Genomic DNA, 24,649 nt, shown 5'->3' with positions numbered 1-24,649 from the left:
TCCCCGTCCATGGTCACTAGAGTTCCCCACCACTCCACCCGGCCACGCCGACGCCTGCGCCTCCTGCTGGCCTCCGGCGTGGCCGCCCTGGCACTCACCGCCGGATCCGTCGTACCCGGAAACCTGCTCGCGCCCGCCCCCTCCGAGGCGCGCGCGGACGACGGGAGGACGACGCTCACGGTCGCCGTCGCGCAGAGCGTCGACTCACTCAGCCCGTTCCTGGCGCAGCGGCTGCTCAGCACGAGCGTCCTGCGGCTGATGTACGACTTCCTCACCAACTACGACCCCAAGGACAACAAGGCGATCCCGGGCCTCGCCACCGCGTGGGAGCCCTCCGCGGACAAGCTGACGTGGACGTACACGATCCGCTCGGACTCGAAGTGGTCCGACGGGCAGCAGGCCACCGCCGAGGACGCGGCCTGGACGTTCAACAAGATGATGACGGACGAGGCCGCCGCGACCTCCAACGGCAGTTTCGTCGGCAACTTCGAGAAGGTGACCGCCCCCAGCAAGGACAAGCTGGTCATCAAGCTGAAGGAGCCGCAGGCCACGATGGCCGCGCTCGACGTTCCGATCGTCCCGAAGCACCTCTGGGAGAAGGTCGGCGACTTCTCGAAGTTCAACAACGACAAGGAGTTCCCCATCGTGGGGAACGGTCCCTTCATCGTGACGGACTACAAGGTCGACAGCTACGTGAAGCTGAAGGCCAACAAGGACTTCTGGCGCGGGTCCCCCAAGTTCGACGAACTGGTCTTCCGCTACTACAAGGACCAGGACGCGGCGGTGGCCGCCCTGCGCAAGGGCGAGGTGTCCTTCGTCGCGGGCAGCCCCAGCCTGACCCCGGCCCAGTCCGCCTCGCTGGAGAGCGCCCCGGACATCAAGGTGAACGACGCCCCGGGCCGCCGCTTCTTCGCGCTCGCCGTCAACCCCGGCGCCCGGACCAAGGACGGACAGAAGTTCGGCGACGGGCACCCGGCGCTGCTGGACCAGAAGGTGCGGCACGCGCTGTTCATGGCGGTCGACCGCAAGACCATCATCGACAAGGTCTTCCAGGGCCACGCCGTCGAGGGCGAGGGCTACATCCCGCCGCGCTTCGGCGACTACTTCTGGAAGCCGTCGGCCGATCAGAAGCTGGCCTACGACCCGGCGAAGGCCGCGGCCCTGCTGGACGAGGCCGGGTACAAGAAGAACGGCGCGGGCAAGCGCGTCGGCAAGGACGGCAAGCCGCTCGACTTCCGCATCCTCTGCCACGCCACCGACCCCAACGACAAGGCGATCGGCAAGTACCTCCAGGAGTGGTGGGGCGAGCAGGGCATCGGACTGAAGGTCGACTGCCTCGACAACGTTTCCGACCCCTGGTACGCCGGTGAGTACGACCTCGCCTTCGACGGCTGGTCCGTCAACCCCGACCCCGACTTCGTCCTGTCGATCCACACCTGCGACGCCCTGCCGGCGAAGGCGAAGGAGACGGCCTCGACCGACAACTTCATCTGTGACAAGCAGTACGACGAGCTCTACAAGAAGCAACTGGCCGAGTACGACCCCGCCAAGCGGGCGGATCTGGTCAAGCAACTGGAGTCGCGGCTGTACGACACCGGGTACATGAACGTCATGGCGTACCCGAATGCCGTCGAGGCCTACCGCACCGACCACATCGAGTCCATCACCACCATGCCGTCGGCCGCGGGCAACATCTACGGCCAGGACGGCTACTGGAGCTGGTGGTCGGCGGTCCCGGCCGCCGGGGCCTCCTCGTCCGGTTCCTCCGACTCCGGTGGCAGCTCCACCGGGGTGCTCATCGGGGTCGGGATCGCCGTCGTCGTCCTCGCCGGTGGCGGACTCCTGTTCGCCATGCGTCGCCGCTCCACCGCGGAAGACCGTGAATAGTCCATGAGCTCAGAAAGCACTCCCGCCCTGCTGAAGGGTGCGGCGGGCGTGGAGAGCACCGAATCCGGCGGCCCGGCTCCGGCCGGGCCGTCGGCCCGCTCCCCGCGCTCCCGCTCCACCGCCGCCTACGCCCGCTACGCGGCGGGCAAGCTCGCCGGGGCGGCCGTCTCCCTCTTCGCCGTCCTCGTCACCAGCTTCTTCCTCTTCCGGCTGATCCCCGGCGACCCGGTCAAGCAGATGACCGGCGGCCGTCAGGTGTCGACCGAGCAGATCGCGGCGATGCGCCGCGAGTTCGGGCTCGACCTGCCGCTGTGGGAGCAGTTCACGCAGTACTGCGGCAAGGCGCTGACCGGCGACTTCGGTACGTCGTACCAGTTCCGCGCCCCGGTCGTCGACAAGATCGCCGAGGCGCTGCCCGCCACCCTGCTGCTGACCGGCACCGCCTTCGTGATCTACACGCTGCTCGGCATCTGGCTGGGCGCCCGCTCCGCGTGGCGCAACGGCTCTGCCGGGGACCGTGCCAACACCGCGTTCGCGCTGACGCTGTACTCGGTGCCCTCGTTCTGGCTCGGCCTGCTCCTCATCATCACCCTGTCGGTGGGCATCGGCCCGATCCCCGGGCTCTTCCCGACCGGAGGCATGGAGTCCGGCGACACCGAGGGCTTCGACCGGGTGCTGGACATCGCCCACCACATGGTGCTGCCCGTCATCACGCTCGTCGCCGTGGAGTACGCGCGCACCCTGCTGGTGATGCGCTCCTCGCTGCTGGACGAGATGGGCAGCGACTATCTGACGACCGCCCGTGCCAAGGGGCTCCGCGACGACCTGGTCCGCCGGAAGCACGCCGTGCCGAACGCGATGCTGCCGACCGTGACGCTGCTCTTCGTGAACCTCGGCACGACGGTCGCCGGGGCGATCCTGGTGGAGACGGTGTTCTCCTGGCCGGGGCTCGGCGGCCTCTTCTACCAGGCGCTGAGCGTGCCCGACCTGCCGTTGGTGCAGGCGCTGTTCTTCGTGTTCGCCGCCGCGGTGATCCTGATGAACACGCTGGCCGATGTGATCTATCCGCTGCTCGATCCCCGGGTGGGCCGATGACGACGTCGATGGAGAAGCCCTCCGAACAGCCGGAGGTGAAGGCGGAGCAGGCGGTCCCGTTGCCGAGCCCGCGCGCCCTCACCCGGGCCCGGCGGCGGCAGGCGGTGGCCCGCTTCTGGCGGCAGTACCGCACGCACCGCGCCGGACTCGTCGGGCTCGCCGTGCTCGCGGTGATCGCCCTGCTCGCGCTGACCGCCCCGCTGCTGGTCGGAGCCGACTCGCAGAGCGTGACCAACGCCCCGGGCGGCCCGATGGAGGAGCCGAGCGGTGCATTCCCGCTCGGGACGGACCAGTTCGGCCGCAGCCTGCTGGCCCTGATGCTCTGGGGCACCCGGGTCTCGCTGACGGTCGGCCTGCTCGCCGCTTTCCTGTCCGTGGCGATCGGCACCCTCATCGGGATCACCGCGGGCCACTTCAAGGGCTGGTACGCCACCGTCATCATGCGGGTCACCGACTGGTTCCTGGTGATGCCGACCCTGGTGCTGGCCATCGCCCTGGCCACCGTCCTGTCCCGGTCGGTGTGGACGACGATCCTGGCGATCGGCGTGACGACCTGGCCGACGACCGCACGTCTGGTCCGCGCCCAGACGCTGTCCGTCGAGTCCCGCCCGTACATCGAACGCTCCCGGGCGCTCGGCGGCGGACACCGCCACATCATGTCCCGTCACGTCCTGCCGAATGTGATGCCGCTGGTGCTGGCCCAGACCACGCTCGTGATCTCCACCGCCATCCTCACCGAGGCGACCCTCGCCTTCCTCGGGCTCAGTGACCCCACGATCGTCTCCTGGGGCGGCCTGCTCCAGGACGCCCGCGAGGCCGGCGCGGTCAGCTCCGGCAACTGGTGGTACCTCGCTCCGCCCGGACTCGCCATCGCCGTGGTCGCCCTCGCCTTCACCCTGTGCGGCCGCGCCATCGAGTCCGTGCTCAACCCCAAGCTGGGGGTGTCCCGTTGACCGCCACGACCACGGCCACCACGCCGAACCCGGACCCGTCCGACTCCCCCGGCCTGTCGAATCCGGTCGGCGATCCGCCGCTCCTGGAGGTGCGGAACCTGACCGTCACCTACGGGGGCGGGGCCGACGCCGTCCCCGCCGTGCGGGGGGTCGATCTGCGGGTCGAGGCCGGGCAGAAGCTCGGCATCGCCGGGGAGTCCGGCTGCGGCAAGTCGACGCTGGCCCTCGCCCTGCTGCGGCTGCTGCCCGCGACGGCCACGCTGACCGGCGAGATCCTCCTCGACGGCGAGGACGTCCTGACCATGAAGTGGGGGCGGCTGCGGGCGGTCCGCTGGGCGGGCGCGTCGATCGTCTTCCAGGGCGCGATGCACTCGCTGAACGCCGTGCACCGGGTCGGGGACCAGATCGCCGAGCCGATCCTGCTCCACAGCAGGGCCACCCCCGCCGCCGCCCGCAAGCGGGCCGGGGAGCTGCTGGAGCAGGTGGGGCTGCCGGCCGCCCGGGCCCAGGCCTATCCGCACGAGCTGTCGGGCGGTCAGCGGCAGCGCGTGATGATCGCCATGGCACTGGCCTGCGATCCGCGGCTGATCGTCGCGGACGAGCCGACCACCGCCCTCGACGTGATGATCCAGGCGCAGATCCTGCGGCTGATCGAGGCGCTCGTCGCGGACCAGGGCGTCGGGCTGATCATGATCAGCCACGACCTCGCGGTGCTCGCCGACACCTGCGACCGGCTCTCGGTGATGTACGCGGGCCGGGTCGTCGAGGAGGGCCCCGCCCGGCAGGTGTACACGGACGCCCGCCACCCTTACGGCAAGGCGCTCTCCGCCGCGTTCCCGAGGATCGGGGACCTCTCCTCCCGGCACGCTCCGCGCGGACTGCCGGGAGACCCGCCGGACCCCTCGGCGCTGCCCGGCGGCTGCACCTTCCATCCGCGGTGCCCGGTGGCGCTCGACTCCTGCGCCACCGAGGACCAGGAGCTGCGGGAGGCCGGGGCCGGGCGCCGGGCCGCCTGCGTCCTGGTGGACGCGCCCGCTGCCGCCGGGGCCGACGACACGAGGAGCACGACATGAGCACCCCCCTTCCTCTCGCCGCTCCCCTGCTCAGCGCCGAGACGCTGAAGGTCGCCTTTCCGGGCCGGCGCGGGGCCGCCACCGCCCGTGCCGTCGACGGCGTCGACCTCGACATCCGGCCCGGCGAGATCGTCGCGCTGGTGGGCGAGTCCGGCTGCGGCAAGACAACACTCGCCCGTTCCCTGCTCGGCCTGGTCCCGCCCACCTCTGGCCGGGTCACCTTCGGCGGCGCACCGCTCGACTACAGCGGCCGGGCGCTCAAGGCGTACCGAAAACGCGTGCAGCTGGTCCTCCAGGACCCCAGCGGCTCGCTCAACCCCCGGCACACGGTGTACGACGCGGTGGCCGAGGGACTGCGCATCCATGGGTACGCGGGCGACGAGCGGGCGGCCGTCTCGGAAGCCCTCTCCCGGGCCGGGCTGCGACCGCCGGAGCGGTTCTTCCTGCGCTTCCCGCACGAGCTGTCGGGCGGTCAGCGCCAGCGCGTGGTGATCGCCGGGGCCCTGGTGCTGGAGCCGGAGCTGATCGTGGCCGACGAGCCGGTGGCCTCGCTGGACGCGTCGGTACGGGGCGAGATCCTGGCGCTGCTGCTGCGCCTGCGGGACGAGCTGGGCCTCTCGGCGCTGGTGGTCACGCATGACCTGGGGCTCGCCTGGAACATCGCGGACCGGGTGGCGGTGATGTATCTGGGCCGGATCGTCGAGACGGGCCCGGTCGAGCAGCTGCTGACAGCCCCCCGGCATCCGTACACGCGGGCCCTGTTGTCCGTGCTCCCGGAGGCGGAGGGCGAACCGGTCGTGCTGGCCGGGGAGCCGCCGGACCCCTCGAAGGTGCCCGGCGGCTGCCGGTTCCACGTCCGCTGCCAGGTCCTGGCCTCGGGCGAGGCGGAGCGGGCGGGCGTGGCGGAGGCGTGCCGCACGGTGGATCTGCCGGTGCTGAGCGGCGGCGGGGGCGTCCAGGTGGCCTGCCACTGGGCGGCGGCGTGCGGTGGGGAGGACCGGGGCGGGCCCGCCTGAGGCCTGTGCTGTTCAGCGGGTCCGGTAGCGGGCGTAGATCAGTCCGCTGGCGAAGGCGCGCTCCTCGACCAGTTCGAGGTCGAGGCGCACGCCGTCGGGGAAGAACCGCTTGCCGCCGCCGACCACGCTCGTGGTGATGAAGAGGTGGTACTCGTCCACCAGTCCGGCCGCGATGGCCTGGGCGGCGAGGTTCGGGCCGTCGACGGTGAGGTCGTGGCCGGCCTCGGCCTTGAGCCGGCGCACCGCGTCCGGGTCGAAGGTCCGCTCGATCCTGGTCCTAGCGCCGGCCACCTCGTCGAGCGTCGTGGAGTACACGACCTTCTCCGCGGCCTGCCAGTCACGGGCGTACTGGAGGATGTGCGGCGGCTGGTCGGGCTCGGTGTGCGCGGTCTCCCAGTAGACCATCGTCTCGTACATCCGCCGGCCGTAGAGGTACGTGCCGACGGGGCGGAAGACGTCGGCGACGAAGGTGTGCACCTCCGGATCCTCGGCCCCGGTCCCGAGGCCGCCCTCCGCCGCCTCGGCGTAGCCGTCGAGCGAGGTGATCATGGAGTAGATGAGCTTGCCCACGGAATTCCTCCGGCTACGAGCGCCTCGGTCTGCGGATGCTTGCGGGGTGATGACCTCCGGACGGCCCGGAACTCATCGGTCCCGGTGGATCGCCCCCGTCAGTTCGCCGAGCGGGCGGCCCGTGCCGCCCCAGCGGTGCTGGATGATCTCGGCGGCGATGGAGACCGCCGTCTCCTCCGGCGTACGGGCTCCGAGGTCGAGGCCCACGGGTGAGGCGAGGCGCGCGAGATGGGTGGCGTCCACCCCGGCCGCGCGCAGGCGGGCCAGCCGGTCGTGGTGGGTGCGGCGGCTGCCCATCACCCCGATGTACGCGGCGGGCGTGCGCAGGGCCGCGACGAGCAGGGGCACGTCGAACTTGGGGTCGTGGGTGAGCACGCAGATCGCGGTGCGGGCGTCGACCTCGGTGGACTCCAGGTAGGTGTGCGGCCAGGCGCGGACGACCTCGTCCGCCGTGGGGAAGCGCTCCCGGGTGGCGAAGGCGGGGCGGGCGTCGCAGACGGTGACCCGGTAGCCGAGGAACGAGCCGATGCGGGCGGTGGCCGCCGCGTGGTCGATGGCGCCGAAGACGAGCATGCGGGGCGGCGGGGCGTACGTCCGGACGAAGACGGCGACCTCCTGCATCCTGCGCTGGCCGTGCGCCCCGTACCACTGGATCGCGGTGTGTCCCTGGGCCAGCAGACCCCGGGCGTCGTCGGTGACGGCGGCGTCCAGCCCTGCGGAACCGAGAGTGCCGGGGCTGCCAGAGGTGTCGGCGGGCCGGACGACCAAGCGGGCCCCGGTCTCCGCCGCGCCGGACAGGACCGTGGCCTCGGCCACCGGCAGACCGGCGGCGATCAGGTCCAGCACGGTGGCGAGATCCTCGCGTTCGGCGGGGGTCGCGTAGGCGCGCACCAGGATGTCGATCGTGCCGCCGCAGGTCAGGCCGACACCGAACGCCTCGTCGTCGCTGATCCCGTACGACACCAGGCGCGTCCCGGCCCCGGCGAGCACCTCACGGGCGACCTCGAACACATCGCCCTCGACACAGCCTCCGGAGACGCTGCCGACCACCGTCCCCGCCGCGTCGACGGCCAGCACGGCGCCGGGGTCGCGGGGCGCGCTGCCGTGCACGGCGACGACGGTCGCCAGGGCGAAGGGGATGCCGTCGGCGCACCGGGCACGGAGGGCGGGCAGGATGTCGCGCACCCTGTCAGCATCCGTCGTCCGCGGGCGGACCGCACGGTGGGGGTGGGGCCTGTCGTCACATGGGGGAGTGCGTGCCAGGCGTCGCCCGGCAGGCGGGAATGTGACGACAGGCCCCGACGTCAGTGGGTGAGGTCGTAGGCGGCGGTCAGCTCGCCGGCGCGCTTCACATCGGCGGCCATGGCGACCAGGAGGTCGTCGATCGAGTCGAACTTCAGCATGCCCCGGACGTACGCGAGGAAGTCGACGGCCACGTGCAGCCCGTACAGGTCCAGGTCGACGCGGCCGATGGCGTACGCCTCGACGGTCCGCTCCGTGCCGTCGAACTGCGGGTTCGTGCCGACCGAGATCGCGGCGGGCATCGACTCCCCGTCCACCTCCAGCCAGCCGGCGTACACGCCGTCGGCGGGAATCGCCGTGTGCGGGAGGGTCTCGACGTTGGCCGTCGGGAAGCCCAGCTCCCGGCCGCGCTGCGCGCCGCGCACCACGATGCCCTCGACCCGGTGCGGGCGGCCGAGGATCTCGGCGGCCCCGGCGACGTCGCCCTCGGCGATCAGCCGCCGGGTGAGCGTGGAGGAGAACGGCTGTCCGCCGCCCGCCTCGCCCGTGACGTACAGGTCGATGACCTCGACGGTGTAGTCGTAGGTGGCGCCCAGCTCGGTCAGGAGCGCGACGTTCCCCGCGGCCTTGTGGCCGAAGCGGAAGTTGGGGCCCTCGATGACGGCCTTGGCGTGCAGCCGGTCGACGAGGACCTTCGCGATGAAGTCGGCGGGCGACAGCTGGGAGAACTCGGCGGTGAACGGCAGGATCAGCAGGGCGTCCACGCCCAGCTCGGCCATCAGCTCGGCGCGGCGGTGGTGCGGGGCGAGCAGCGGCGGGTGGCTGCCGGGGCGGACGACCTCGCTGGGGTGCGGGTCGAAGGTGACGACGACGGACGGGACGCCCAGCTCACGGGCGCGCTCGACGGCCCGGCCGATGATCAGCTGGTGTCCGCGGTGCACGCCGTCGTAGGAGCCGATGGTGACGACGCTGCGCCCCCAGTCCTGGGGGATGTCCTCCAAGCCACGCCAGCGCTGCACTGTGACCGCTCCTCGCCCGAACCTGTGTACGTGTGTATGTCGATTACGCAGGTCTAAGACTGCCATGCGCACGTCCCGCAGCCCGCATCGGCATCGGCATCGACGGGCGTGACGTCTCCAACGCCTCGACCGTGCGCCGGGCGCTCGGTCCCACGACCGCCGCCCACTCCTGCGGGGCGTCGGCCAGCCAGCGGGTGACGAGTGCGGCGAATCCGGGCACGTCGCGGGCGAGCTCGACCAGCCCCCGGTCGAAACGGGCGGCGCCCTCGGGGGTACGCACCAGCAGCATCCCGGTCCGGTGGACGAGCGCGCGCGTACGGATCTCCGGGCGGAGCTGCGAGCCCTCGGCGGCGGCCCGGAGCAGGGCCTCCAGCACATCCGGGTCCCGGCCGGTGACCTGCTCGAACTCCAGCAGGACCTCCAGCAGCTCCGCCCGCAGCGGCCGGGACGCGGCGCTTCCGGCCCCGGCCAGCACCCGGGCGAGCGCGGCCCGGACCGGCGGCGGTGCGGGGCGGTCCCGCAGCAGCCCGGTCACCAGCGGCAGGAGAAGGGCCCGGGCGGCCGGACCGTGCTCCAGGCGGAGGTCGACGTACTCGGCGGCGTGCGTACCGTCCTCGGGATGGGCGTCGATGTACTCCCGTACGAGTCCGGCGACGTGCAGCGCGAGCGCGGGCGTGTCGAGTCCGGCCAGCGCCCGCAGCACCGCTCCCCCGCCGTCCCCGGGGCGGGCGAGCCGGGCGCGGAGGGCGGCGAGGACCGGCTCCTGATGGTCCGGGAAGACCTCGGCGAGCAGTTCGACGGGCAGCCGGGGGTCTCCGGCGGCGAACGCGCGCAGCGCCCCGGGGAGGTGGGTTCTCCTGGCCACCGGGTCGCGGACGAGGAGGGTGAGGGCGGCGGCGTGCAGGGCGGCGTCCTCGGGGCGGTCCAGCAGCACGAGGGCGGCGGAGCGCAGCAGGGCCCGGTCGCCCTCGGCGGTGACCCGCTGCTGGAGGAGTCCGGCGTAGCGGGCGGCGGCGGAGCGGCGGGCCGGGCGGTCCTCGTCGCGGGCCCAGCGCTCCACGGCCCGGCAGAGCGCGGTGGGCTCGTCCTCGGCGAGGGCCAGCAGCAGCTCCCCGGCCCGCTGGTGCGGGGTGGCGATCAGCGCGTCGGTCAGTTCGTCGGGGGCGAGGTCGCGGCGGGCGTACAGCAGGGCCTGCGCGGCGGCGGCGACCGTGGGGCGCAGCGGGACGTCCGGCGCGTCGGGGCCCACGAGCAGCGGGCGTTCGTCGGGGCCCACGAGCAGCGGGCGTTCGTCGGTGAACCAGCGGCACAGCAGCGGCTGGACGGCCGGGGCGTCCAGGGCGAGGCGGCGGGCGACCGCGTCCAGATAGCGTTCGTCGCCGTCGGTGCGGGGCAGTCCGTCGGCGGGCACGAGGCGGCGGAGCAGGTCGATCCGGTCCTCCTCGGGCAGCCTCAGCCGCCGCCAGAACCAGGGCCCGAACTCCCCGTACGCCCCGAGGTCCCCGGGTCCTTCGGGGGCGGCGGAGCGGCGGGTGATGCGTCCGGCGAGGACCCGCAGGACACCGAGATAGGGGCGGGCGTCGGACACGCGCAGCAGGCTGCCGTTCAGCAGGTGGGCCGCCCACCAGGCGGCGTCCTCGTCGCGCGGGCCCGTGTCGGTCCACAGCCGGTCCAGCGCCTCGATCAGGTCGGCCATCCGGTGCGCGAGCGCGGCGGTGCCCTGGCGGCGTCCGAGGAGCACCATCGCCTGGATCACCGGTCCGATGCGGTGCCGGGGCACGGGCAGGCTGCGGGGTTCGCCGGCGGTGCGGGGGTGCGGCACCCGGTCCGGGCCGCCGCTCCCCCGGTGCCAGCGGTGCACCAGGGAGCGCAGGGCCGCGTCCAGGTCGAGGTGGGCGCCCTGCACCCAGTCGCCGAGCTCCTCGTGGGCGAAGCGGTAGCCCGCCCCGGCGGGGACCAGGAGGCCCTCGGTCAGGACGGCGGAGGCCCAGCCGGTGCGCCAGGGGAAGATCTCCTCGAACGCCGTCCGGTCCAGCTCGCCCTGGCCCGGACCCAGGCAGCGGCGGGCCGCCTCGTGGACCTGGCCCGCCACGCGCGCGGCGAGGCGGCGCACGGCGGCGCCGCGGGGCTGTTCGTCGGCGGCGGCCGCGATCCGGACGGCGACGCGCACGCACAGCAGGTCGAGGTGGGCGCCGAAGACGTCCTCGGTGTCGGGGCGGCCCGGCACGCCGGGCGGCAGCGCGGCGCGGACCTCGGCGAGGAGTCGCAGGGTGAGCGGGTGCCGGTCGTGGCCGGGGGCGAGGGCGGCGGGCGGGATGCCGTAGGCCTCCTTGGCCCGCCCGGCCTCCTCGGGGGTGAGGTCGCTCAGGCGCAGGGCGGGCGGCAGCCTGCGGGCGGGGCGGTCCGGGCGGTGCAGGGCGTCCGGTGGGTAGAGGCCGCCGGCGGTCTCCCAGTGCTCGGGGCGGCAGGCCACGACGAGCCGGACGCCCTGCTCGCGCAGCCAGGCGGCGGTGTCCGCCGTCCAGCCGGCGAGCCGGTGGGCCAGCAGCGGGGGCATCTCCTCCGGGCCGTCGAGGACCACCAGGAGCGGCTGCCCGGCGTCGGCGGCGAGCCGGGCGACGCGCTCCGGGGTGGCCGTGCTCATGTCGCCGCGGGCGCCCGCCGCGGTGACGATCCGGGCGGCGCGGGTGAGGGCCCTGCTCGCGGCGTGCGCGATCGAGGTGTCCTCGGCCAGCAGGTCCGCGCCGCGCAGCCAGAGCGTGGGGGCGGGTGCGCCGGCGTCGGCGCGGCGGGCGGCGAGGGCGGCCAGCTCGGTGGTGCGGCCGGTGCCGGGCGCTCCGACGAGACCGAGGACCAGGCCCGTACCCGCTGCGAAGGCGGCGAGCTCGGCGTGGACGTCGGCGCGCGCGACGGGGGCGGTGCGGGCTCGCGGGCCGTCCGCCGAGCCGACGGAGGTGGCGGTGAGCTGGAGGGCCCCGGCGAGGTTGAGATCGGGGCCGTAGGCGGGGGCGGCGATGGCGTTGCGCCACAGCAGGGCGTCCAGCGTGCCGTCCGCGCCCCGGGTGATCGGGAGGGCCAGGCCGGCCGCCTCGTGCGGGGCGGTGAGCGCGGTGCAGAGGATGCCGACGACGGCGCCGGTGGCCGGGTCGGTGACGGGCCCGCCGACGGCCGCGCCCCCGGAGCGCAGGGCGTCGCGGCCGTCGGTGCCCAGCGCGAGCTCCAGGGCGGCGGGGACCGGGTGGCCGATGCCGTCCGGCGCGATGTAGGTGGCGGAGATGGTGCCGAGCACCCGGGCCTCGCGCCGCCCGTGGGCGGCGATGTCCACGTAGCCGCCGGGCTCGGCGCGGTCGCGTCCGGCGATGGGCAGGGGTTCCGCGTCGAGGGCGTCGGGGCCGCCCGTGCGCAGGAGGGCGAGGCCCAGGGCGGGCAGGGCGGTGATGTCGTCGGGGGCGACGGTGCAGGTGCGGCCGTCGGTGCCGTGGAGGAGGAGCGGGCCGGGGGAGGTCACGGCCTGATGGGCCGTGACGACCGTGCCGCGGTCGTCCGCGACGAATCCCGTCCCTCGCGGCCGGCCAGCCTGATCACAGATTCTTACCAGTTTCGACCGGTCCCCACTGCCCATGGTGCGACGTTAGGCCGCCGGTGATCTCCTGGTCCGCGCGGACAGGGAAAGCGCCCCCCGCGCCCCCGGTATTCACTCCGAGCGCCCGTCCAATGGGGTGAATAAGCGTGCCCCCCGGGGAGCAGGAATGGTGCCGGGGAGGGGAACGTGGAGCGGGCACCGGGTTGGGGGGTGGGTGCCCGCTCCACGCATGACCCGCCGAAGCGAGGGGGCGGCCCGGACGCGGGGGCGGCCCGGACGCGGGGGCGGCCCGGACGCGGGGTTCGCCAGGTGCGAGGTGCGCCAGATGCGAGCTACGGCTCAGGCGAAGACGGCGAGGCTCTTGGCCTTGCCCTTCTCCTCCTCGACGAGCACGAGGAACGCGCCGTCGGGCCCGAAGACCGCGACCGGCCCCGGCGGATGGGCGGGCATGTCCAGCCGTACGCCGTTGAGGAGCAGCTTGGCGCGCTTCTCGTCCACGTCCCAGCGGGAGAACGCGGAGGCGGCCGCCTCGGCGACCGGCATCACGGTCAGCTCCTCCTGGTGCTGGTCGAGCGTCCGGGCCGCGTCCAGTCCGTACGGACCGACCCGGGTGCGGCGCAGCGCGGTCAGGTGGCCGCCGACGCCGAGTCCGGCGCCGAGGTCGCGGGCGATGGCGCGGATGTAGGTCCCCGAGGAGCAGACGACGGAGACGACCAGGTCGAGGACGGGGGTGCCGTCCTCGGCGACGGCCTCACGGACGTCGTAGACGCGGAAGGAGGAGACGGTCACCGGACGGGCCGGGATCTCGAACTCCTCGCCGCCGCGCACCCGCGCGTAGGACCGCTTGCCGTCGATCTTGATGGCGCTGACCTTGGACGGGACCTGCATGATCCGGCCGGTGAGTGCGGCCACCCCGGCGTCGATGCCCTCACGGGTCACGCCGGAGGCGTCGGTGGACGAGGTGATCTCGCCCTCGGCGTCGTCGGTGACCGTGTCCTGGCCGAGCCGGATCGTGCCGAGATACTCCTTCTCGGTCAGGGCCAGGTGGCCCAGCAGCTTGGTGGCCCGCTGGACCCCGAGCACCAGAACGCCGGTCGCCATCGGGTCCAGCGTGCCCGCGTGGCCGACCCGCCGGGTGCGGGCGATGCCGCGCATCTTGGCGACGACGTCGTGCGAAGTGAAGCCGGACGGCTTGTCGACGATGACAAGGCCGTCCGGCGTGGTGGTCTGCTCGGTCATGCGGAGGCCGGGCCCTCGTTCTTCTCGGAGGATCCGTCGGTCTCGGTCTCGGTCCCGGTCTCGGTCCCGGTCCCGGTCTCGTCGTCCTCGTCCTCGGGCTTGCGGTACGGGTCGGCTTCGCCGGCGTACTGCGCGCCCGTGGAGACCTGGCGCACCTCCGCGTCCTTGGCCCGCGCCTTGTCGAGGAGGTCCTCGATGGTACGGGCGTTGTCCGGGAGGGCGTCCGGGACGAAGGCCAGGCTCGGCGTGAACCTGACCCCGGTCTGCCGGCCGACCTCGGTGCGGAGGACGCCCTTGGCGCTCTCCAGCGCCGCGGCGGAGGCCGCGCGCTCCTCGTCGTCGCCGTAGACCGTGTAGAAGACCGTGGCCTCCCGCAGGTCGCCGGTGACCCGGGCGTCCGTGATCGTCACGAATCCCAGCCGCGGATCCTTGATTCGCCGGTCCAGGGTCTCCGCGACCACGACCTGGATGCGATCGGCCAGCTTGCGGGCCCGCGCGTTGTCGGTCACCGGTCCGTCACTCTTCCTTCTGATTTCGCTCGACTGTCAGTCTTCGTCACTGTGCAGCCGCCGTCTCACCGACAGCAGCTCCACCTCGGGGCGTCCCGCGACCAGCCGTTCGCAGCGGTCCAGCACGTCCGTGAGGTGTCCGGTGTCACCGGAGACCACGGCAAGGCCGATCTCGGCCCTGCGGTGGAGATTCTGTCCGCCGGTCTCGGCCACGCTCACCGCGTACTTGCGCTGGAGCTCGGCGACGATCGGGCGGACGACGGAACGCTTCTCCTTCAACGACCGTACGTCGCCGAGGAGCAGATCGAAGGACAGGGTCCCCACATACATGTGTGTCCGGATGTCCCGCCGGTTCGGGTTCGTGCCCCGCCAGAGCTTGCCGGGGACATCAGAACCGTACCGGAACGGCCGGAGCCGATCGACGGAAATACGACCCGTCGACCGGCCCCGACCTTGGTGGAGGGGGGCCGGGAGCGAACTCCCGGACCCCTTCCGAATCCCCGCGGATCCTCGCGGACCCGAGAGTCGATCAGCCTCGCGGCTTCTCGCGCATCTCGTACGTCGCGATGACGTCGTCGATCTTGATGTCGTTGAAGTTTCCGAGGTTGATACCGCCCTCGAAGCCTTCGCGGATCTCGGTGACGTCGTCCTTGAAGCGGCGCAGACCGGAGATGTTGAGGCTCTCCGCGATGACCTTGCCATCGCGCAGCAGGCGCGCCTTGGTGTTGCGCTTGACCTCGCCGGAGCGGACCAGCACACCGGCGATGTTGCCCAGCTTGGACGAGCGGAAGATCTCGCGGATCTCCGCCGTGCCGAGCTCGACCTCTTCGTACTCCGGCTTGAGCAGACCCTTGAGGGCCGCTTCGATCTCTTCGATCGCCTGGTAGATGACCGAGTAGTACCGGACGTCCACGCCTTCGCGCTCGGCCATCTGCTCGGCACGCCCTGCGGCGCGCACGTTGAAGCCGATCACGATGGCGTCGGAGCCGGTCGCCAGGTTGATGTCCGACTCGGTGACCGCACCCACACCGCGGTGCAGGATCCGGATGTCGACCTCTTCGCCGACGTCGAGCTGGAGCAGCGAGGACTCGAGAGCCTCCACCGAACCGGACGCGTCGCCCTTGATGATGAGGTTGAGCTCCTGGACCAGACCGGCCTTGAGCGCCTCGTCCAGGTTCTCCAGGGAGAACCGGACGCCCTTGCGGGCGAAGTTGGCGTTGCGCTCACGGGCGGCACGCTTCTCGGCGATCTGACGGGCCGTACGGTCCTCGTCGACCACCAGGAGGTTGTCGCCTGCGCCCGGGACGTTGGTGAGACCGAGCACCAGGACGGGGGTCGAGGGACCCGCTTCCTGGACGTTCTGACCGCTGTCGTCGAGCATGGCGCGGACTCGGCCGTAGGCGTCGCCCACGACCACCGTGTCACCGATGCGCAGCGTTCCGCGCTGGACCAGGACGGTCGAGACGGCACCGCGACCGCGGTCGAGGTGGGACTCGATCGCAATACCCTGCGCGTCCTGCTCCGGGTTGGCCCGCAGGTCGAGCGAGGCGTCGGCGGTGAGGACGACGGCCTCCAGGAGCGCCTCGATGTTGAGGCCCTGCTTGGCGGAGATGTCGACGAACATGGTGTCGCCGCCGTACTCCTCGGCCACCAGCCCGAACTCGGTGAGCTGACCGCGCACCTTGGTCGGGTCGGCGCCCTCGACGTCGATCTTGTTGACCGCGACCACGATCGGCACCTCGGCCGCCTTGGCGTGGTTCAGCGCCTCGATCGTCTGGGGCATCACACCGTCGTTGGCCGCCACCACGAGGATCGCGATGTCGGTCGACTTCGCACCACGGGCACGCATGGCGGTGAACGCCTCGTGACCCGGGGTGTCGATGAAGGTGATCTTGCGGTCCTCGCCGTTGACCTCGGAGGAGACCTGGTACGCACCGATGTGCTGCGTGATGCCGCCGGCCTCGCCCGCGACGACGTTCGTCTTGCGGATCGCGTCCAGCAGTCGGGTCTTGCCGTGGTCGACGTGACCCATGACGGTCACGACCGGCGGACGCGAGACCAGAGCCTCTTCGCCGCCCTCGTCCTCGCCGAACTCGATGTCGAAGGACTCGAGCAGCTCGCGGTCCTCCTCCTCGGGGCTGACGATCTCCAGGACGTAGTTCATCTCCTCGGCGAGAAGCCGGAGCGTCTCGTCGGAAACGGACTGCGTGGCGGTGACCATCTCGCCGAGGTTCATCATCACGGCGACGAGCGACGCCGGGTTGGCGTTGATCTTCTCCGCGAAGTCGGTGAGCGAGGCGCCGCGCGACAGCCGGACGGGCTGTCCGTTGCCGCGAGGCAGCATGACGCCGCCGACCGACGGGGCCTGCATGGCCTCGTACTCCTGGCGCCTCTGCCGCTTCGACTTGCGGCCACGACGCGCCGGACCGCCGGGACGGCCGAACGCACCCTGTGTGCCACCGCGGGCACCGGGGCCGCCGGGACGGCCACCGAAGCCGGGACGACCGCCGAAGCCGCCGCCGCCACCGGGACGACCGGCACCGCCGCCGCCACCGGGACCGGCCGGACGGCCGGCGAAGCCGCCACCGCCGCCACCGGGACGACCGGCGAAGCCGCCGCCGCCACCGGGACGACCGCCACCGCCACCGGCACCGCCGGGACGACCGCCACCGCCACCGGGACCACGGCCACCGCCGGGGCCACCGCCGGGACGCGGGCCCGCTGCGGGACGCTGCGGCATCATGCCCGGGTTCGGGCGGTTACCGGCGGGGCCGCCGCCGGGACGCGGAGCCTGCGGGCGGGGCATGCCGCCCGGAGTGGGACGGGCACCGCCCTGACCCTGACCGCCCTGGGGACGCGGGGCGCCGCCGGGGCCACCGCCCTGGGGACGCGGGGCGCCGGGGCGCTCCGAGCCGCCACCGGGGCGCGGGGCACCACCCGGACGGGGCGCGCCGGGGCGCGCCATGCCGGTGGAACCGCCGGAGGTGAAGGGGTTGTTGCCTGGACGGGGACCGGCCGGACGGGCGCCGCCGGGGCGCGGGGCGCCCTGGCCCGCGGGACGTGCGGGGCGGTCGCCGCCACGCTCGCCACCACGGCCGCCGTCGCGCTGGCCACCGTCACGGCCGCCGTCGCGCTGACCGCCGTCACGCTGACCGCCGGCCGGAGCCGGACGGGCGGGTGCGGGACGGGGGCCGGGGGTGGCACCCGCGGGACGCGGGGCCTGGGGCTGCTGCGGGGCAGCCGGCTGGGCCGGAGCCGGAGCCGAGAACTCGGCGGCCGGGACCGGGGTCACCGGGGCCGCCTTCGGCGCGGGCTTCGGACCCGGACGGGGTCCCGCCGACGGCGCGGAGGGCGCCGCCGGGGTGCTGCTGGGGGTCTCGGCCTCGGCGGCCGGCTTGGGAGCCGGTGCGCCGGGCTTCGGGGCCCCGGGGCGTGCCGCAGCTGCCGGGGAGGGCGCTGCGGGCTTCACGGGCGCCGCCTTGCGGGGCGCACCGGGCTTGGCAGCGGACTTGCCGGCGTTGCCGCCGGGCCCCTGCAGTGCGTCGGTCAACTTACGTACAACCGGCGCCTCGATCGTCGAGGACGCCGAACGGACGAATTCACCGAGTTCTTGGAGCTTGGCCATGACGACCTTGCTCTCGACGCCGAACTCCTTGGCGAGTTCGTATACCCGGACCTTAGCCACTTCGCTCCTTTTAGGTCCGGGTTACCGCCGGACCGTCGCTACTTCATGGGCGTACTCATCGCGTACTCATCGAGTGCTGCTCATCGCAATCTCGACCTACTTCCAACTCGCGAGGTACCTGACCGCACGGGGACCCGTGCCGTTCACTTTTCTTACGGTGCAACCCGCTCGACGAACCGCGTCAGTGCCGCGGTGTCGAACGGTCCCTTGGCCTTGTAGGCCCGGGAGAACGCCCGGCGGCGGACCGCCAGGTCGAGGCAGACGGAGACGGGGTGCACATAAGCACCCCGGCCGGGCAGCGTACCGCGTGGATCGGGGGCGCAGGCGCCCTCGTCCACCACGATGCGCAGCAGCTCGCTCTTGGCCGCTCGCTCCCGGCATCCCACACAGGTTCGTTCGGGGCAAGCGCGGGCTTGCGTCCGGCCAGACACGTTTAAGTCTACCTCCCCGTACCGACCTCGCCGCTTTGGGGCAAAAATCGAACGGATGTTGTCGTGATCTCAGCGGCGTACTGCCCAGATCTATTCCCTGGAGCCCCTCCGGGTCAACGCCTTTCCGAGCGCTCCCGGGCCCTCTCGGCCCGCTCGCGGTCGGCGTTCTCGCGCTCCTCGTCCGTCTCGGTGTCCGGACGGATGTCGATGCGCCAGCCGGTGAGGCGGGCGGCGAGGCGGGCGTTCTGGCCCTCCTTGCCGATCGCCAGCGACAGCTGGTAGTCCGGCACGGTGACGCGGGCGGAGCGGGCGCCGAGGTCGACGACCTCGACCTTGCTCACCCGGGCGGGCGACAGGGCGTTGGCGACCATCTCGGCCGGGTCGTCGGACCAGTCCACGATGTCGATCTTCTCGCCGTGCAGCTCGGCCATGACATTGCGCACACGGCTGCCCATCGGGCCGATGCAGGCGCCCTTCGGGTTCAGGCCGGACCGGGTGGAGCGCACGGCGATCTTGGTGCGGTGGCCGGCCTCGCGGGCGATGGCCTCGATGACCACCGAGCCGTCCGCGATCTCCGGGACCTCCAGGGCGAAGAGCTTCTTCACCAGGTTGGGGTGGGTGCGCGAGAGCGTCACCGACGGACCTCGGACGCCCTTGGCGACCCGTACGACATACGTACGAAGACGCAGGCCGTGCACGTACTCCTCGCCCGGGACCTGCTCCTGGACCGGCAGCATGGCTTCCATCTTGCCGATGTCGACCAGGACGTTCTTGGGGTCCTTGCCCTGCTGGACGAGGCCCGTGACGACATCGCCCTCGTGGCCCGCGTACTCCCCGAAGGTGCGGTCGTCCTCGGCGTCGCGCAGCCGCTGCAGGATGACCTGCTTGGCGGTGGTCGCGGCGATCCGGCCGAAGCCGGAGGGGGTGTCGTCGAACTCCTTGGGCTCCTGGCCCTCTTCGAGGTCGGCCGGGTCCTCCTTGGCCCACACCGTGACGTGGCCGTTCGCGTCGAGCTCCACGCGGGCCCGGCGGTGGCTGCCGTCGGTGCGGTGGTACGCGATGAGGAGGGCCGACTCGATCGCCCCGACGAGCACGTCGAAGGGGATCTCCTTGTCCTGCGCCAAGCCCTTCAGAAGCTTCACATCGATGTCCACGGCTACGCCTCCTCTTCCTTCTTGTCCTTGCGGTTGAATTCGATCTCCACGCGCGCCTTGGCGATCTCGTCGAAGGCGAGGCGGCGGGCGGTGGGCTTGCGGCCCTTGACGCCGGGCACTTCGAGGTCGAGCCCGTCCTCGTCGACGGCGAGGATGCGGGCGACCAGCTCAACGGAGCCGTCGCCGGCCAGGTGGAACCTGGCCAGCCGGCCGATGGCGCGTACGTAGTGGCGGTGCTCGGTCAGCGGGCGGTCCGCACCGGGGGAGCTGACTTCGAGGACGTACTCGCCCTCGCCCATCGCGTCGGTCTCGTCCAGCTTCTCGGAGATCGCGCGGCTCAGCTCCGCACAGGCGTCCAGCTCCACGCCCTCTTCGGAGTCCACGATGATCCGCAGCACTCCTCGGCGGCCGGCCCGGGATACCTCGATCTCCTCGAGGTCCAGCTGCTGCGCGCTGACGAGCGGTTCCAGCAACCCGCGCAGCCTCTCGCTCTGGGTGGTGCTCATCCGGGTGACTCCTCGGCCGCGTGTGCTGTTGTGGGGATCGTCGTGCGTCAGGTCAAAGGGTATCCGGTCGCCAGGGGTGTTGCCGTCCGCCGGCCGCTCGGCCGCGGGTACGCTCGCCTGCGGTGATCACATCAGGACAGATCCTGTCAGGATCGGTCCCGGCCTGAAGGAGAAGCGTGCGGCACACGGGGACGACGCGCAGGGGGGCGCTCACCGCTACGGGAGCCCTCGCCCTGGGTGCGGTGCTGACCGGCTGCGGGGGCGACGAGGCGTCGGACGGCGGGGAGCCCGCGCACTCCGGCGCGCGGGCCGCCGCCGCGAAGGCCGGGGGGACCGTGCGCGAGAAGGCGGTGCGCGACGGCGCCCTCCTGCTCGCCCGGTACGACCTGGTGGCCGAGGCACATCCGGCTACGGCCGCGGGCCTGGCGCCCCTGCGGGCCGCCGTGCGGGAGCACGGGAAGGCACTGGCGCCACCGCGCGCGAAGGGCGACCCGAAGGCCGACGCCCCTCCGGCCGCGCCCGGCCCGGTGTCCGCCGTCCCGAAGGCCGCGGTGCGGGAGCTGGCCGCCGACGAGCGCCGGCGGGCCGACGCGTATGCCCAGGCCCTGCTGGACGTCGAGCCGGAGCTGGCCCGGCTGCTGGCCTCGGTGGCGGCGGCCGCGGCGGCGCACGCGTATCTGCTGACCGAACTGGCCGAGGAGACAGCCGCATGAGCACCCGTTCCGCCCGCCCGTCCGAGGAGGACGCGGACTCCCCCGAGCTGACCGCCGCCCAGGCGGCCCTGGCCGCCGAGCACGCCGCGGTGTACGGCTACGGGCTGCTGGGCGGCCGCCTCGACGGGAAGCGGGGCGACGCGGCCCGCGCGGCGTACGACGGGCACCGGGCCCGCCGGGACGCCCTGGCGCGCACCGTGCGGGACCAGGGCGGGCGGCCGGTGGCCTCGGACGCCGCGTACGCTCTGCCGTTCGCCGTCGCGGACTCCTCGTCGGCGGTACGGCTGGCCGCGGTGCTGGAGGACCGGATCGCGGGCGCCTACGCCGATCTCGTACGGGCCACCGAGGGCGCTCGCCGCAAGGAGGCCGCGGGCGCACTGCGGGAGGCCGCGGTGCGGGCGGCCCGCTGGCGGGGCGGCAACGTAGCCTTTCCGGGGCTCGCCGAGCGGGCCGCCGGTGCGGATCCGGCCGCGACGGGCCCGGTGGAGGCCGCCGGCGCGGACGGCGCGCGCTGATACGGAGAACGCGCGCTGATACGAAGAACCGGAAAGGGAACACACGACGTATGGGTTGCGAACCGCCGCAGCGCCTGATGCGCGCGCTCGGTGAGATGTACGGAGACGCCGCGGCGGCCGACTGGCTGGACGCGCTTCCCGCGCTGACCGAGCAGGCGCTCACCGCCGGGGGCGGCCTCATCGTGGAGCGGGTGGCCGCCCCCGGCGGGCGCAGCTCCCTGGTGGTTCTGGTGCGGCGGGCCGACGGGACCCCGGCAGCGCTGAAGATCGCCCCGCCGGTCGCCGGTCCCGGCCTTGAGCGGGCGGCGCTGGAGCACTGGAACGGGTGGGGGGCGGTGAAGCCGCTGGACGCGCCGGAGCTCGACTCGTCCGGTGCGCTGCTGCTGGAGCGGCTGCATCACGAGGTGTCGCTGCGCTCGCTGCCGGAGGCCAAGGCGCTGCTGGAGGCGGCGGGCACGCTGCGGCGGCTGTGGGTGGAGCCGCCGACGGGGCACGCCTTCGAGAGCGTGGCCGGGCGGACCGATCGGCAGAGCGCCGGGATGCGGGCGGCCGCCGAGGCCGAACCTGAGCTGGCGCCGCTGGTGGACGCGGCGCTCGCGGCGCGGGCGGAGCTGGTCGGGGGATCACCCGAACAACTGCTGCTGCACGGCAACTTCCGGCAGAGCAAGGTGTTCTCCGGGGAGCGGGCGCCGTGGCTGACGGTGGGTCCGGAGCCGCTGGTGGGCGAGCGCGCCTATGACCTGGCGCGGCTGGTGCGGGACCGGGTGGAGGATCTGATCGCCTCGCCCGGTGGCCCGGTGACGGCCCGGCGACGGGTCAAGCGGCTGGCGGAGTCGCTGGAAGTGGAGCAGGCGCGGCTGCATGGCTGGACGCTGTTCCGGGCGGTCGAATCGGGCACCCGCGCGCTGGCCGAGGGGCGGCGGCAGATGGGCGAGGTCAACCTGGAGTTCGCGGGCTGGCTGTAGTCCGGCGTAGGTACGAGGAGGGCCCCCGCGCACGGTGCGTCGCGGGGGCCCTCCTCATAGGCGGGGTGTGCGTGATCAGGCCAGGTCGGCCGTCAGGCGGGCGATCGCCTCGTCGACGGTCAGCTCCTCGCGCTCGCCGGTGCGGCGGTCCTTGAGCTCCAGGACGCCGTCGGCGGAGCGGCGGCCGGCGACCAGGATCTTGGGCACACCGAGCAGCTCGGAGTCGGTGAACTTCACGCCGGGCGAGACGCCGGGGCGGTCGTCGACCAGGACCCGCAGGCCCGCCGCGTCGAGCTTCTCCGAGACGTCGAGGGCCAGCTCCGTCTGGAGGGCCTTTCCGGCGGCGACGACGTGGACGTCGGCCGGGGCGATCTCGCGGGGCCAGCACAGGCCCTTGTCGTCGGCGGTCTGCTCGGCGAGGGCGGCGACGGCGCGGGAGACGCCGATGCCGTACGAGCCCATGGTGACCCGGACGGGCTTGCCCTGCTGGCCGAGCACGTCGAGCTGGAAGGTGTCGGCGTACTTGCGGCCGAGCTGGAAGATGTGGCCGATCTCGATGGCGCGGTCCAGGGTGAGGCCGGTGCCGCACTTGGGGCAGGGGTCGCCCTCCTCGACCACGACGACGTCGAGGTACTGGTCGACCTCGAAGTCGCGGCCCGCGACGACGTTCCTCGCGTGCTTGCCCTCCTGGTTGGCGCCGGTGACCCAGGAGGTGCCGGGGGCGACGCGGGGGTCGGCGAGGTAACGGACCTTCTCCAGGCCCTGGGGGCCGACGTAACCGCGTACGAGGTCGTCGCGGCCGTCGAAGTCCTCGGCGGTGACCAGTTCGACGACTGCCGGGGCCAGGTGCTCGCCGAGCTTGCCGAGGTCCACCTCGCGGTGGCCGGGGACGCCGACGGCCACGATCTCGCCGTCCACCTTGACCAGCAGGTTCTTCAGGGTGGCGGAGGCGGGGACGCCGAGGTGCGCGGCGAGCGTCTCGATGGTCGGGGTGTCGGGGGTGTCCAGCTCCTCGACCGCGCCGTGCGCCGAGCCGTCGACCGGGGCGAGCGCGAAGGTCACAGCCTCGGTGTTGGCGGCGTAGTCGCAGTTCGGGCAGTCGGCGAAGGTGTCCTCACCGGCGGCGGCGGGGGCGAGGAACTCCTCGGAGGTCGAGCCGCCCATCGCGCCGGAGACGGCGGAGACGATGCGGTGGTCGAGGCCGAGGCGCTCGAAGATCTTGATGTACGCGGCCCGGTGCAGGGCGTAGGAGTGCGCGAGGCCCTCGTCGGTGGTGTCGAAGCTGTACGAGTCCTTCATCTGGAACTCGCGGCCGCGGAGCACGCCGGAGCGGGGGCGGGCCTCGTCGCGGTACTTCGTCTGGATCTGGTAGAGCATCACCGGCAGGTCCTTGTAGGACGTGCACTGGTCCTTGACCGTCTGGGTGAAGATCTCCTCGTGGGTGGGGCCGAGGAGGTAGTCGCCGCCCTTGCGGTCCTTGAGGCGGAAGAGCAGGTCGCCGTACTCCTCCCAGCGGCCGGACGCCTCGTAGGGCTCCTTGGGCAGCAGGGCGGGCAGCAGGACTTCCTGGGCGCCGATGGCGTCCATCTCCTCGCGGACCACGTGGGAGATGTTGTCCAGGACCTTCTTGCCGAGGGGCAGCCACGACCAGATGCCGGCCGCGTTGCGGCGGACGTACCCGGCGCGGACCAGCAGCTTGTGGCTGAGCGTCTCGGCGTCCGCCGGGTCGTCGCGCAGTGTCTTGACCATCAATCGGGACATGCGCTGGACCTGGGCCATGATGAACTCCTGCTCGCAAGGGTGGTGGGCCCGAGGTTAGCCGGGCGGTGCGGGCTGGCGGAAATCCATTCAGGCCCCGGGCCTCGCGCGCAGCAGCGGCAGGGGCGCGCCCATGACCGCGTAGGGCTGCGGGGCGCTCGGGAAGACGACCTGGCGGGCCAGATCGCGGTAGCCCAGCGAGCGGTACAGGGTGCGGGCCGGGCTGTCCTTGTCGATCGCCGAGAGGATCGACCGGGGGTGGCCGACGGCGTCGGTGATGGCGGTGATCAGGGTGCGGCCGATGCCGCGCCGCTGGTGGTCCGGGTGGACGTGGAGTTCGGTGATGACGAAGGAGTCGTCGAGCCAGCCGTCGGAGCCGGTGGCCCGCAGATAGGGCTCGACGACGGTGGACCACCACTGGGCGCGTTCGTTGGGCAGCCCGTAGACGAAGCCGACGAGCCGTCCGTCAGGGGTGGTGGCGCCGACTGCGCGGGCGTGGGGGTGTTCCAGGTGTCTCAGGACGATGTGGCGGCGTACGTCGATCTCGTCCTGGCTCAGTCCGAAGGCGGCCGCCTGGACGCGCAGGGCTTCGTCGACGCGGGCGGCCAGGTCGACGGGGCCGATCTCGGCGTCGGGTGCCGCGGGGCCTTCTTGGGGGACTGCTGCTGCCATGCGGGAACCCTACTGGCCGGGGCGGGCGGTCAGAACCGTGCGTTCCACGGGCGGGCGGTGAGAA

21 protein-coding genes are annotated in these 24,649 nt (G+C 73.0%); 8 read left to right on the top strand and 13 right to left on the bottom strand.

Going from position 1 to position 24,649, the window contains the following annotated elements; genetic code table 11:
• The first annotated feature begins 9 nt into the window (after positions 1–9).
• Genes AB0F29_RS13570 through AB0F29_RS13550 form a run of 5 tightly spaced genes read left to right on the top strand, consistent with a single transcriptional unit; the run spans position 10 to position 6,024 of the window.
• Positions 10–1,887 (top strand): ABC transporter substrate-binding protein, encoded by a 1,878-nt coding sequence (locus tag AB0F29_RS13570; RefSeq protein ID WP_361871091.1) that lies wholly within the window; start codon positions 10–12, stop codon positions 1,885–1,887.
• 3 nt (positions 1,888–1,890) lie between these two features.
• Positions 1,891–2,982, top strand: coding sequence for an ABC transporter permease (locus AB0F29_RS13565; RefSeq protein WP_210936205.1), 1,092 nt, complete (start codon positions 1,891–1,893; stop codon positions 2,980–2,982).
• An 8-nt stretch (positions 2,983–2,990) separates the two neighbouring features.
• A complete protein-coding gene (locus tag AB0F29_RS13560) occupies positions 2,991–3,935 on the top strand; it encodes an ABC transporter permease (RefSeq protein ID WP_361871156.1) in 945 nt (314 codons plus the stop codon).
• Complete coding sequence (locus AB0F29_RS13555) at positions 3,932–5,008, top strand: ABC transporter ATP-binding protein (RefSeq protein ID WP_361871088.1); 1,077 nt, start codon at positions 3,932–3,934, stop codon at positions 5,006–5,008. The genes AB0F29_RS13560 and AB0F29_RS13555 overlap by 4 nt, the downstream gene beginning before the upstream one ends.
• Positions 5,005–6,024 carry an ABC transporter ATP-binding protein gene (locus tag AB0F29_RS13550; RefSeq protein ID WP_361871087.1) on the top strand — a complete coding sequence of 340 codons (1,020 nt, stop codon included), beginning with the start codon at positions 5,005–5,007 and terminating at the stop codon, positions 6,022–6,024. Before AB0F29_RS13555 ends, AB0F29_RS13550 begins: the two co-directional genes overlap by 4 nt.
• 12 nt (positions 6,025–6,036) lie before the next feature.
• Here the strand turns inward: AB0F29_RS13550 and AB0F29_RS13545 are convergent, their stop codons facing one another.
• The 11 genes from AB0F29_RS13545 to rimP form a co-directional block, all read right to left on the bottom strand.
• The gene (locus AB0F29_RS13545) at positions 6,037–6,594 is read right to left on the bottom strand and encodes a dihydrofolate reductase family protein (protein ID WP_361871084.1); all 558 of its coding nucleotides are present in this window, start codon (positions 6,592–6,594) and stop codon (positions 6,037–6,039) included.
• 72 nt (positions 6,595–6,666) lie between these two features.
• Positions 6,667–7,779, bottom strand: coding sequence for an XdhC/CoxI family protein (locus AB0F29_RS13540; RefSeq protein WP_361871081.1), 1,113 nt, complete (start codon positions 7,777–7,779; stop codon positions 6,667–6,669).
• Positions 7,780–7,898: 119 nt separating this feature from the next.
• The gene (locus tag AB0F29_RS13535; RefSeq protein WP_265599005.1) at positions 7,899–8,855 is read right to left on the bottom strand and encodes a bifunctional riboflavin kinase/FAD synthetase; all 957 of its coding nucleotides are present in this window, start codon (positions 8,853–8,855) and stop codon (positions 7,899–7,901) included.
• A 43-nt stretch (positions 8,856–8,898) separates the two neighbouring features.
• On the bottom strand, positions 8,899–12,477 hold the full coding sequence (locus AB0F29_RS13530; RefSeq protein ID WP_361871078.1) for a trypsin-like peptidase domain-containing protein: 3,579 nt from the start codon (positions 12,475–12,477) through the stop codon (positions 8,899–8,901).
• 300 nt (positions 12,478–12,777) lie between these two features.
• Complete coding sequence (gene truB, locus AB0F29_RS13525) at positions 12,778–13,677, bottom strand: tRNA pseudouridine(55) synthase TruB (RefSeq protein WP_361871075.1); 900 nt, start codon at positions 13,675–13,677, stop codon at positions 12,778–12,780.
• On the bottom strand, positions 13,674–14,186 hold the full coding sequence (gene rbfA, locus AB0F29_RS13520; RefSeq protein ID WP_361871072.1) for a 30S ribosome-binding factor RbfA: 513 nt from the start codon (positions 14,184–14,186) through the stop codon (positions 13,674–13,676). Before rbfA ends, truB begins: the two co-directional genes overlap by 4 nt.
• A gap of 36 nt (positions 14,187–14,222) precedes the next feature.
• Complete coding sequence (locus AB0F29_RS13515; RefSeq protein ID WP_030085244.1) at positions 14,223–14,516, bottom strand: DUF503 domain-containing protein; 294 nt, start codon at positions 14,514–14,516, stop codon at positions 14,223–14,225.
• Positions 14,517–14,715: 199 nt separating this feature from the next.
• Positions 14,716–17,871 carry a translation initiation factor IF-2 gene (gene infB / locus AB0F29_RS13510; protein WP_361871069.1) on the bottom strand — a complete coding sequence of 1,052 codons (3,156 nt, stop codon included), beginning with the start codon at positions 17,869–17,871 and terminating at the stop codon, positions 14,716–14,718.
• Between the two features lie 152 nt (positions 17,872–18,023).
• The gene (locus AB0F29_RS13505) at positions 18,024–18,302 is read right to left on the bottom strand and encodes a YlxR family protein (RefSeq protein ID WP_361871066.1); all 279 of its coding nucleotides are present in this window, start codon (positions 18,300–18,302) and stop codon (positions 18,024–18,026) included.
• A 113-nt stretch (positions 18,303–18,415) separates the two neighbouring features.
• Complete coding sequence (gene nusA / locus AB0F29_RS13500) at positions 18,416–19,456, bottom strand: transcription termination factor NusA (protein ID WP_361871064.1); 1,041 nt, start codon at positions 19,454–19,456, stop codon at positions 18,416–18,418.
• Between the two features lie 2 nt (positions 19,457–19,458).
• Entirely contained in the window at positions 19,459–19,962 is a 504-nt protein-coding gene (rimP, locus tag AB0F29_RS13495; protein ID WP_361871061.1) for a ribosome maturation factor RimP, read from the bottom strand.
• A gap of 176 nt (positions 19,963–20,138) precedes the next feature.
• Between rimP and AB0F29_RS13490 the strand changes: the two genes are divergently transcribed.
• From AB0F29_RS13490 to AB0F29_RS13480, 3 genes are read left to right on the top strand one after another with little or no spacing between them, the layout of a single operon-like run.
• A complete protein-coding gene (locus AB0F29_RS13490) occupies positions 20,139–20,675 on the top strand; it encodes a hypothetical protein (RefSeq protein WP_361871058.1) in 537 nt (178 codons plus the stop codon).
• Positions 20,672–21,190, top strand: a complete 519-nt coding sequence (locus AB0F29_RS13485; protein ID WP_361871056.1) for a ferritin-like domain-containing protein — start codon at positions 20,672–20,674, stop codon at positions 21,188–21,190. Before AB0F29_RS13490 ends, AB0F29_RS13485 begins: the two co-directional genes overlap by 4 nt.
• A 50-nt stretch (positions 21,191–21,240) precedes the next feature.
• Complete coding sequence (locus AB0F29_RS13480; protein ID WP_361871053.1) at positions 21,241–22,155, top strand: aminoglycoside phosphotransferase family protein; 915 nt, start codon at positions 21,241–21,243, stop codon at positions 22,153–22,155.
• A gap of 75 nt (positions 22,156–22,230) precedes the next feature.
• Here the strand turns inward: AB0F29_RS13480 and AB0F29_RS13475 are convergent, their stop codons facing one another.
• On the bottom strand, positions 22,231–23,934 hold the full coding sequence (locus AB0F29_RS13475) for a proline--tRNA ligase (protein WP_361871051.1): 1,704 nt from the start codon (positions 23,932–23,934) through the stop codon (positions 22,231–22,233).
• A gap of 69 nt (positions 23,935–24,003) precedes the next feature.
• The gene (locus AB0F29_RS13470) at positions 24,004–24,585 is read right to left on the bottom strand and encodes a GNAT family N-acetyltransferase (RefSeq protein ID WP_361871049.1); all 582 of its coding nucleotides are present in this window, start codon (positions 24,583–24,585) and stop codon (positions 24,004–24,006) included.
• Between the last annotated feature and the right edge of the window lie 64 nt (positions 24,586–24,649).

The organism is Streptomyces sp. NPDC026589 (genome assembly GCF_040638385.1).
Lineage (GTDB): Bacteria > Actinomycetota > Actinomycetes > Streptomycetales > Streptomycetaceae > Streptomyces.
This window is presented reverse-complemented; position numbering and strand designations above follow the sequence as displayed.

Excerpts from the sequence above, each read along its gene's own strand:
- AB0F29_RS13480 (WP_361871053.1), top strand. The coding sequence starts at position 21,241 with ATGGGTTGCGAACCGCCGCAGCGCCTGATGCGCGCGCTCGGTGAGATG.
- AB0F29_RS13475 (WP_361871051.1), bottom strand. The coding sequence starts at position 23,934 with ATGGCCCAGGTCCAGCGCATGTCCCGATTGATGGTCAAGACACTGCGC.
- AB0F29_RS13560 (WP_361871156.1), top strand. The coding sequence starts at position 2,991 with ATGGAGAAGCCCTCCGAACAGCCGGAGGTGAAGGCGGAGCAGGCGGTC.
- AB0F29_RS13565 (WP_210936205.1), top strand. The coding sequence starts at position 1,891 with ATGAGCTCAGAAAGCACTCCCGCCCTGCTGAAGGGTGCGGCGGGCGTG.
- AB0F29_RS13530 (WP_361871078.1), bottom strand. The coding sequence starts at position 12,477 with ATGGGCAGTGGGGACCGGTCGAAACTGGTAAGAATCTGTGATCAGGCT.
- truB (WP_361871075.1), bottom strand. The coding sequence starts at position 13,677 with ATGACCGAGCAGACCACCACGCCGGACGGCCTTGTCATCGTCGACAAG.
- AB0F29_RS13515 (WP_030085244.1), bottom strand. The coding sequence starts at position 14,516 with ATGTATGTGGGGACCCTGTCCTTCGATCTGCTCCTCGGCGACGTACGG.
- AB0F29_RS13485 (WP_361871056.1), top strand. The coding sequence starts at position 20,672 with ATGAGCACCCGTTCCGCCCGCCCGTCCGAGGAGGACGCGGACTCCCCC.
- AB0F29_RS13570 (WP_361871091.1), top strand. The coding sequence starts at position 10 with ATGGTCACTAGAGTTCCCCACCACTCCACCCGGCCACGCCGACGCCTG.
- rimP (WP_361871061.1), bottom strand. The coding sequence starts at position 19,962 with ATGAGCACCACCCAGAGCGAGAGGCTGCGCGGGTTGCTGGAACCGCTC.
- AB0F29_RS13550 (WP_361871087.1), top strand. The coding sequence starts at position 5,005 with ATGAGCACCCCCCTTCCTCTCGCCGCTCCCCTGCTCAGCGCCGAGACG.
- AB0F29_RS13470 (WP_361871049.1), bottom strand. The coding sequence starts at position 24,585 with ATGGCAGCAGCAGTCCCCCAAGAAGGCCCCGCGGCACCCGACGCCGAG.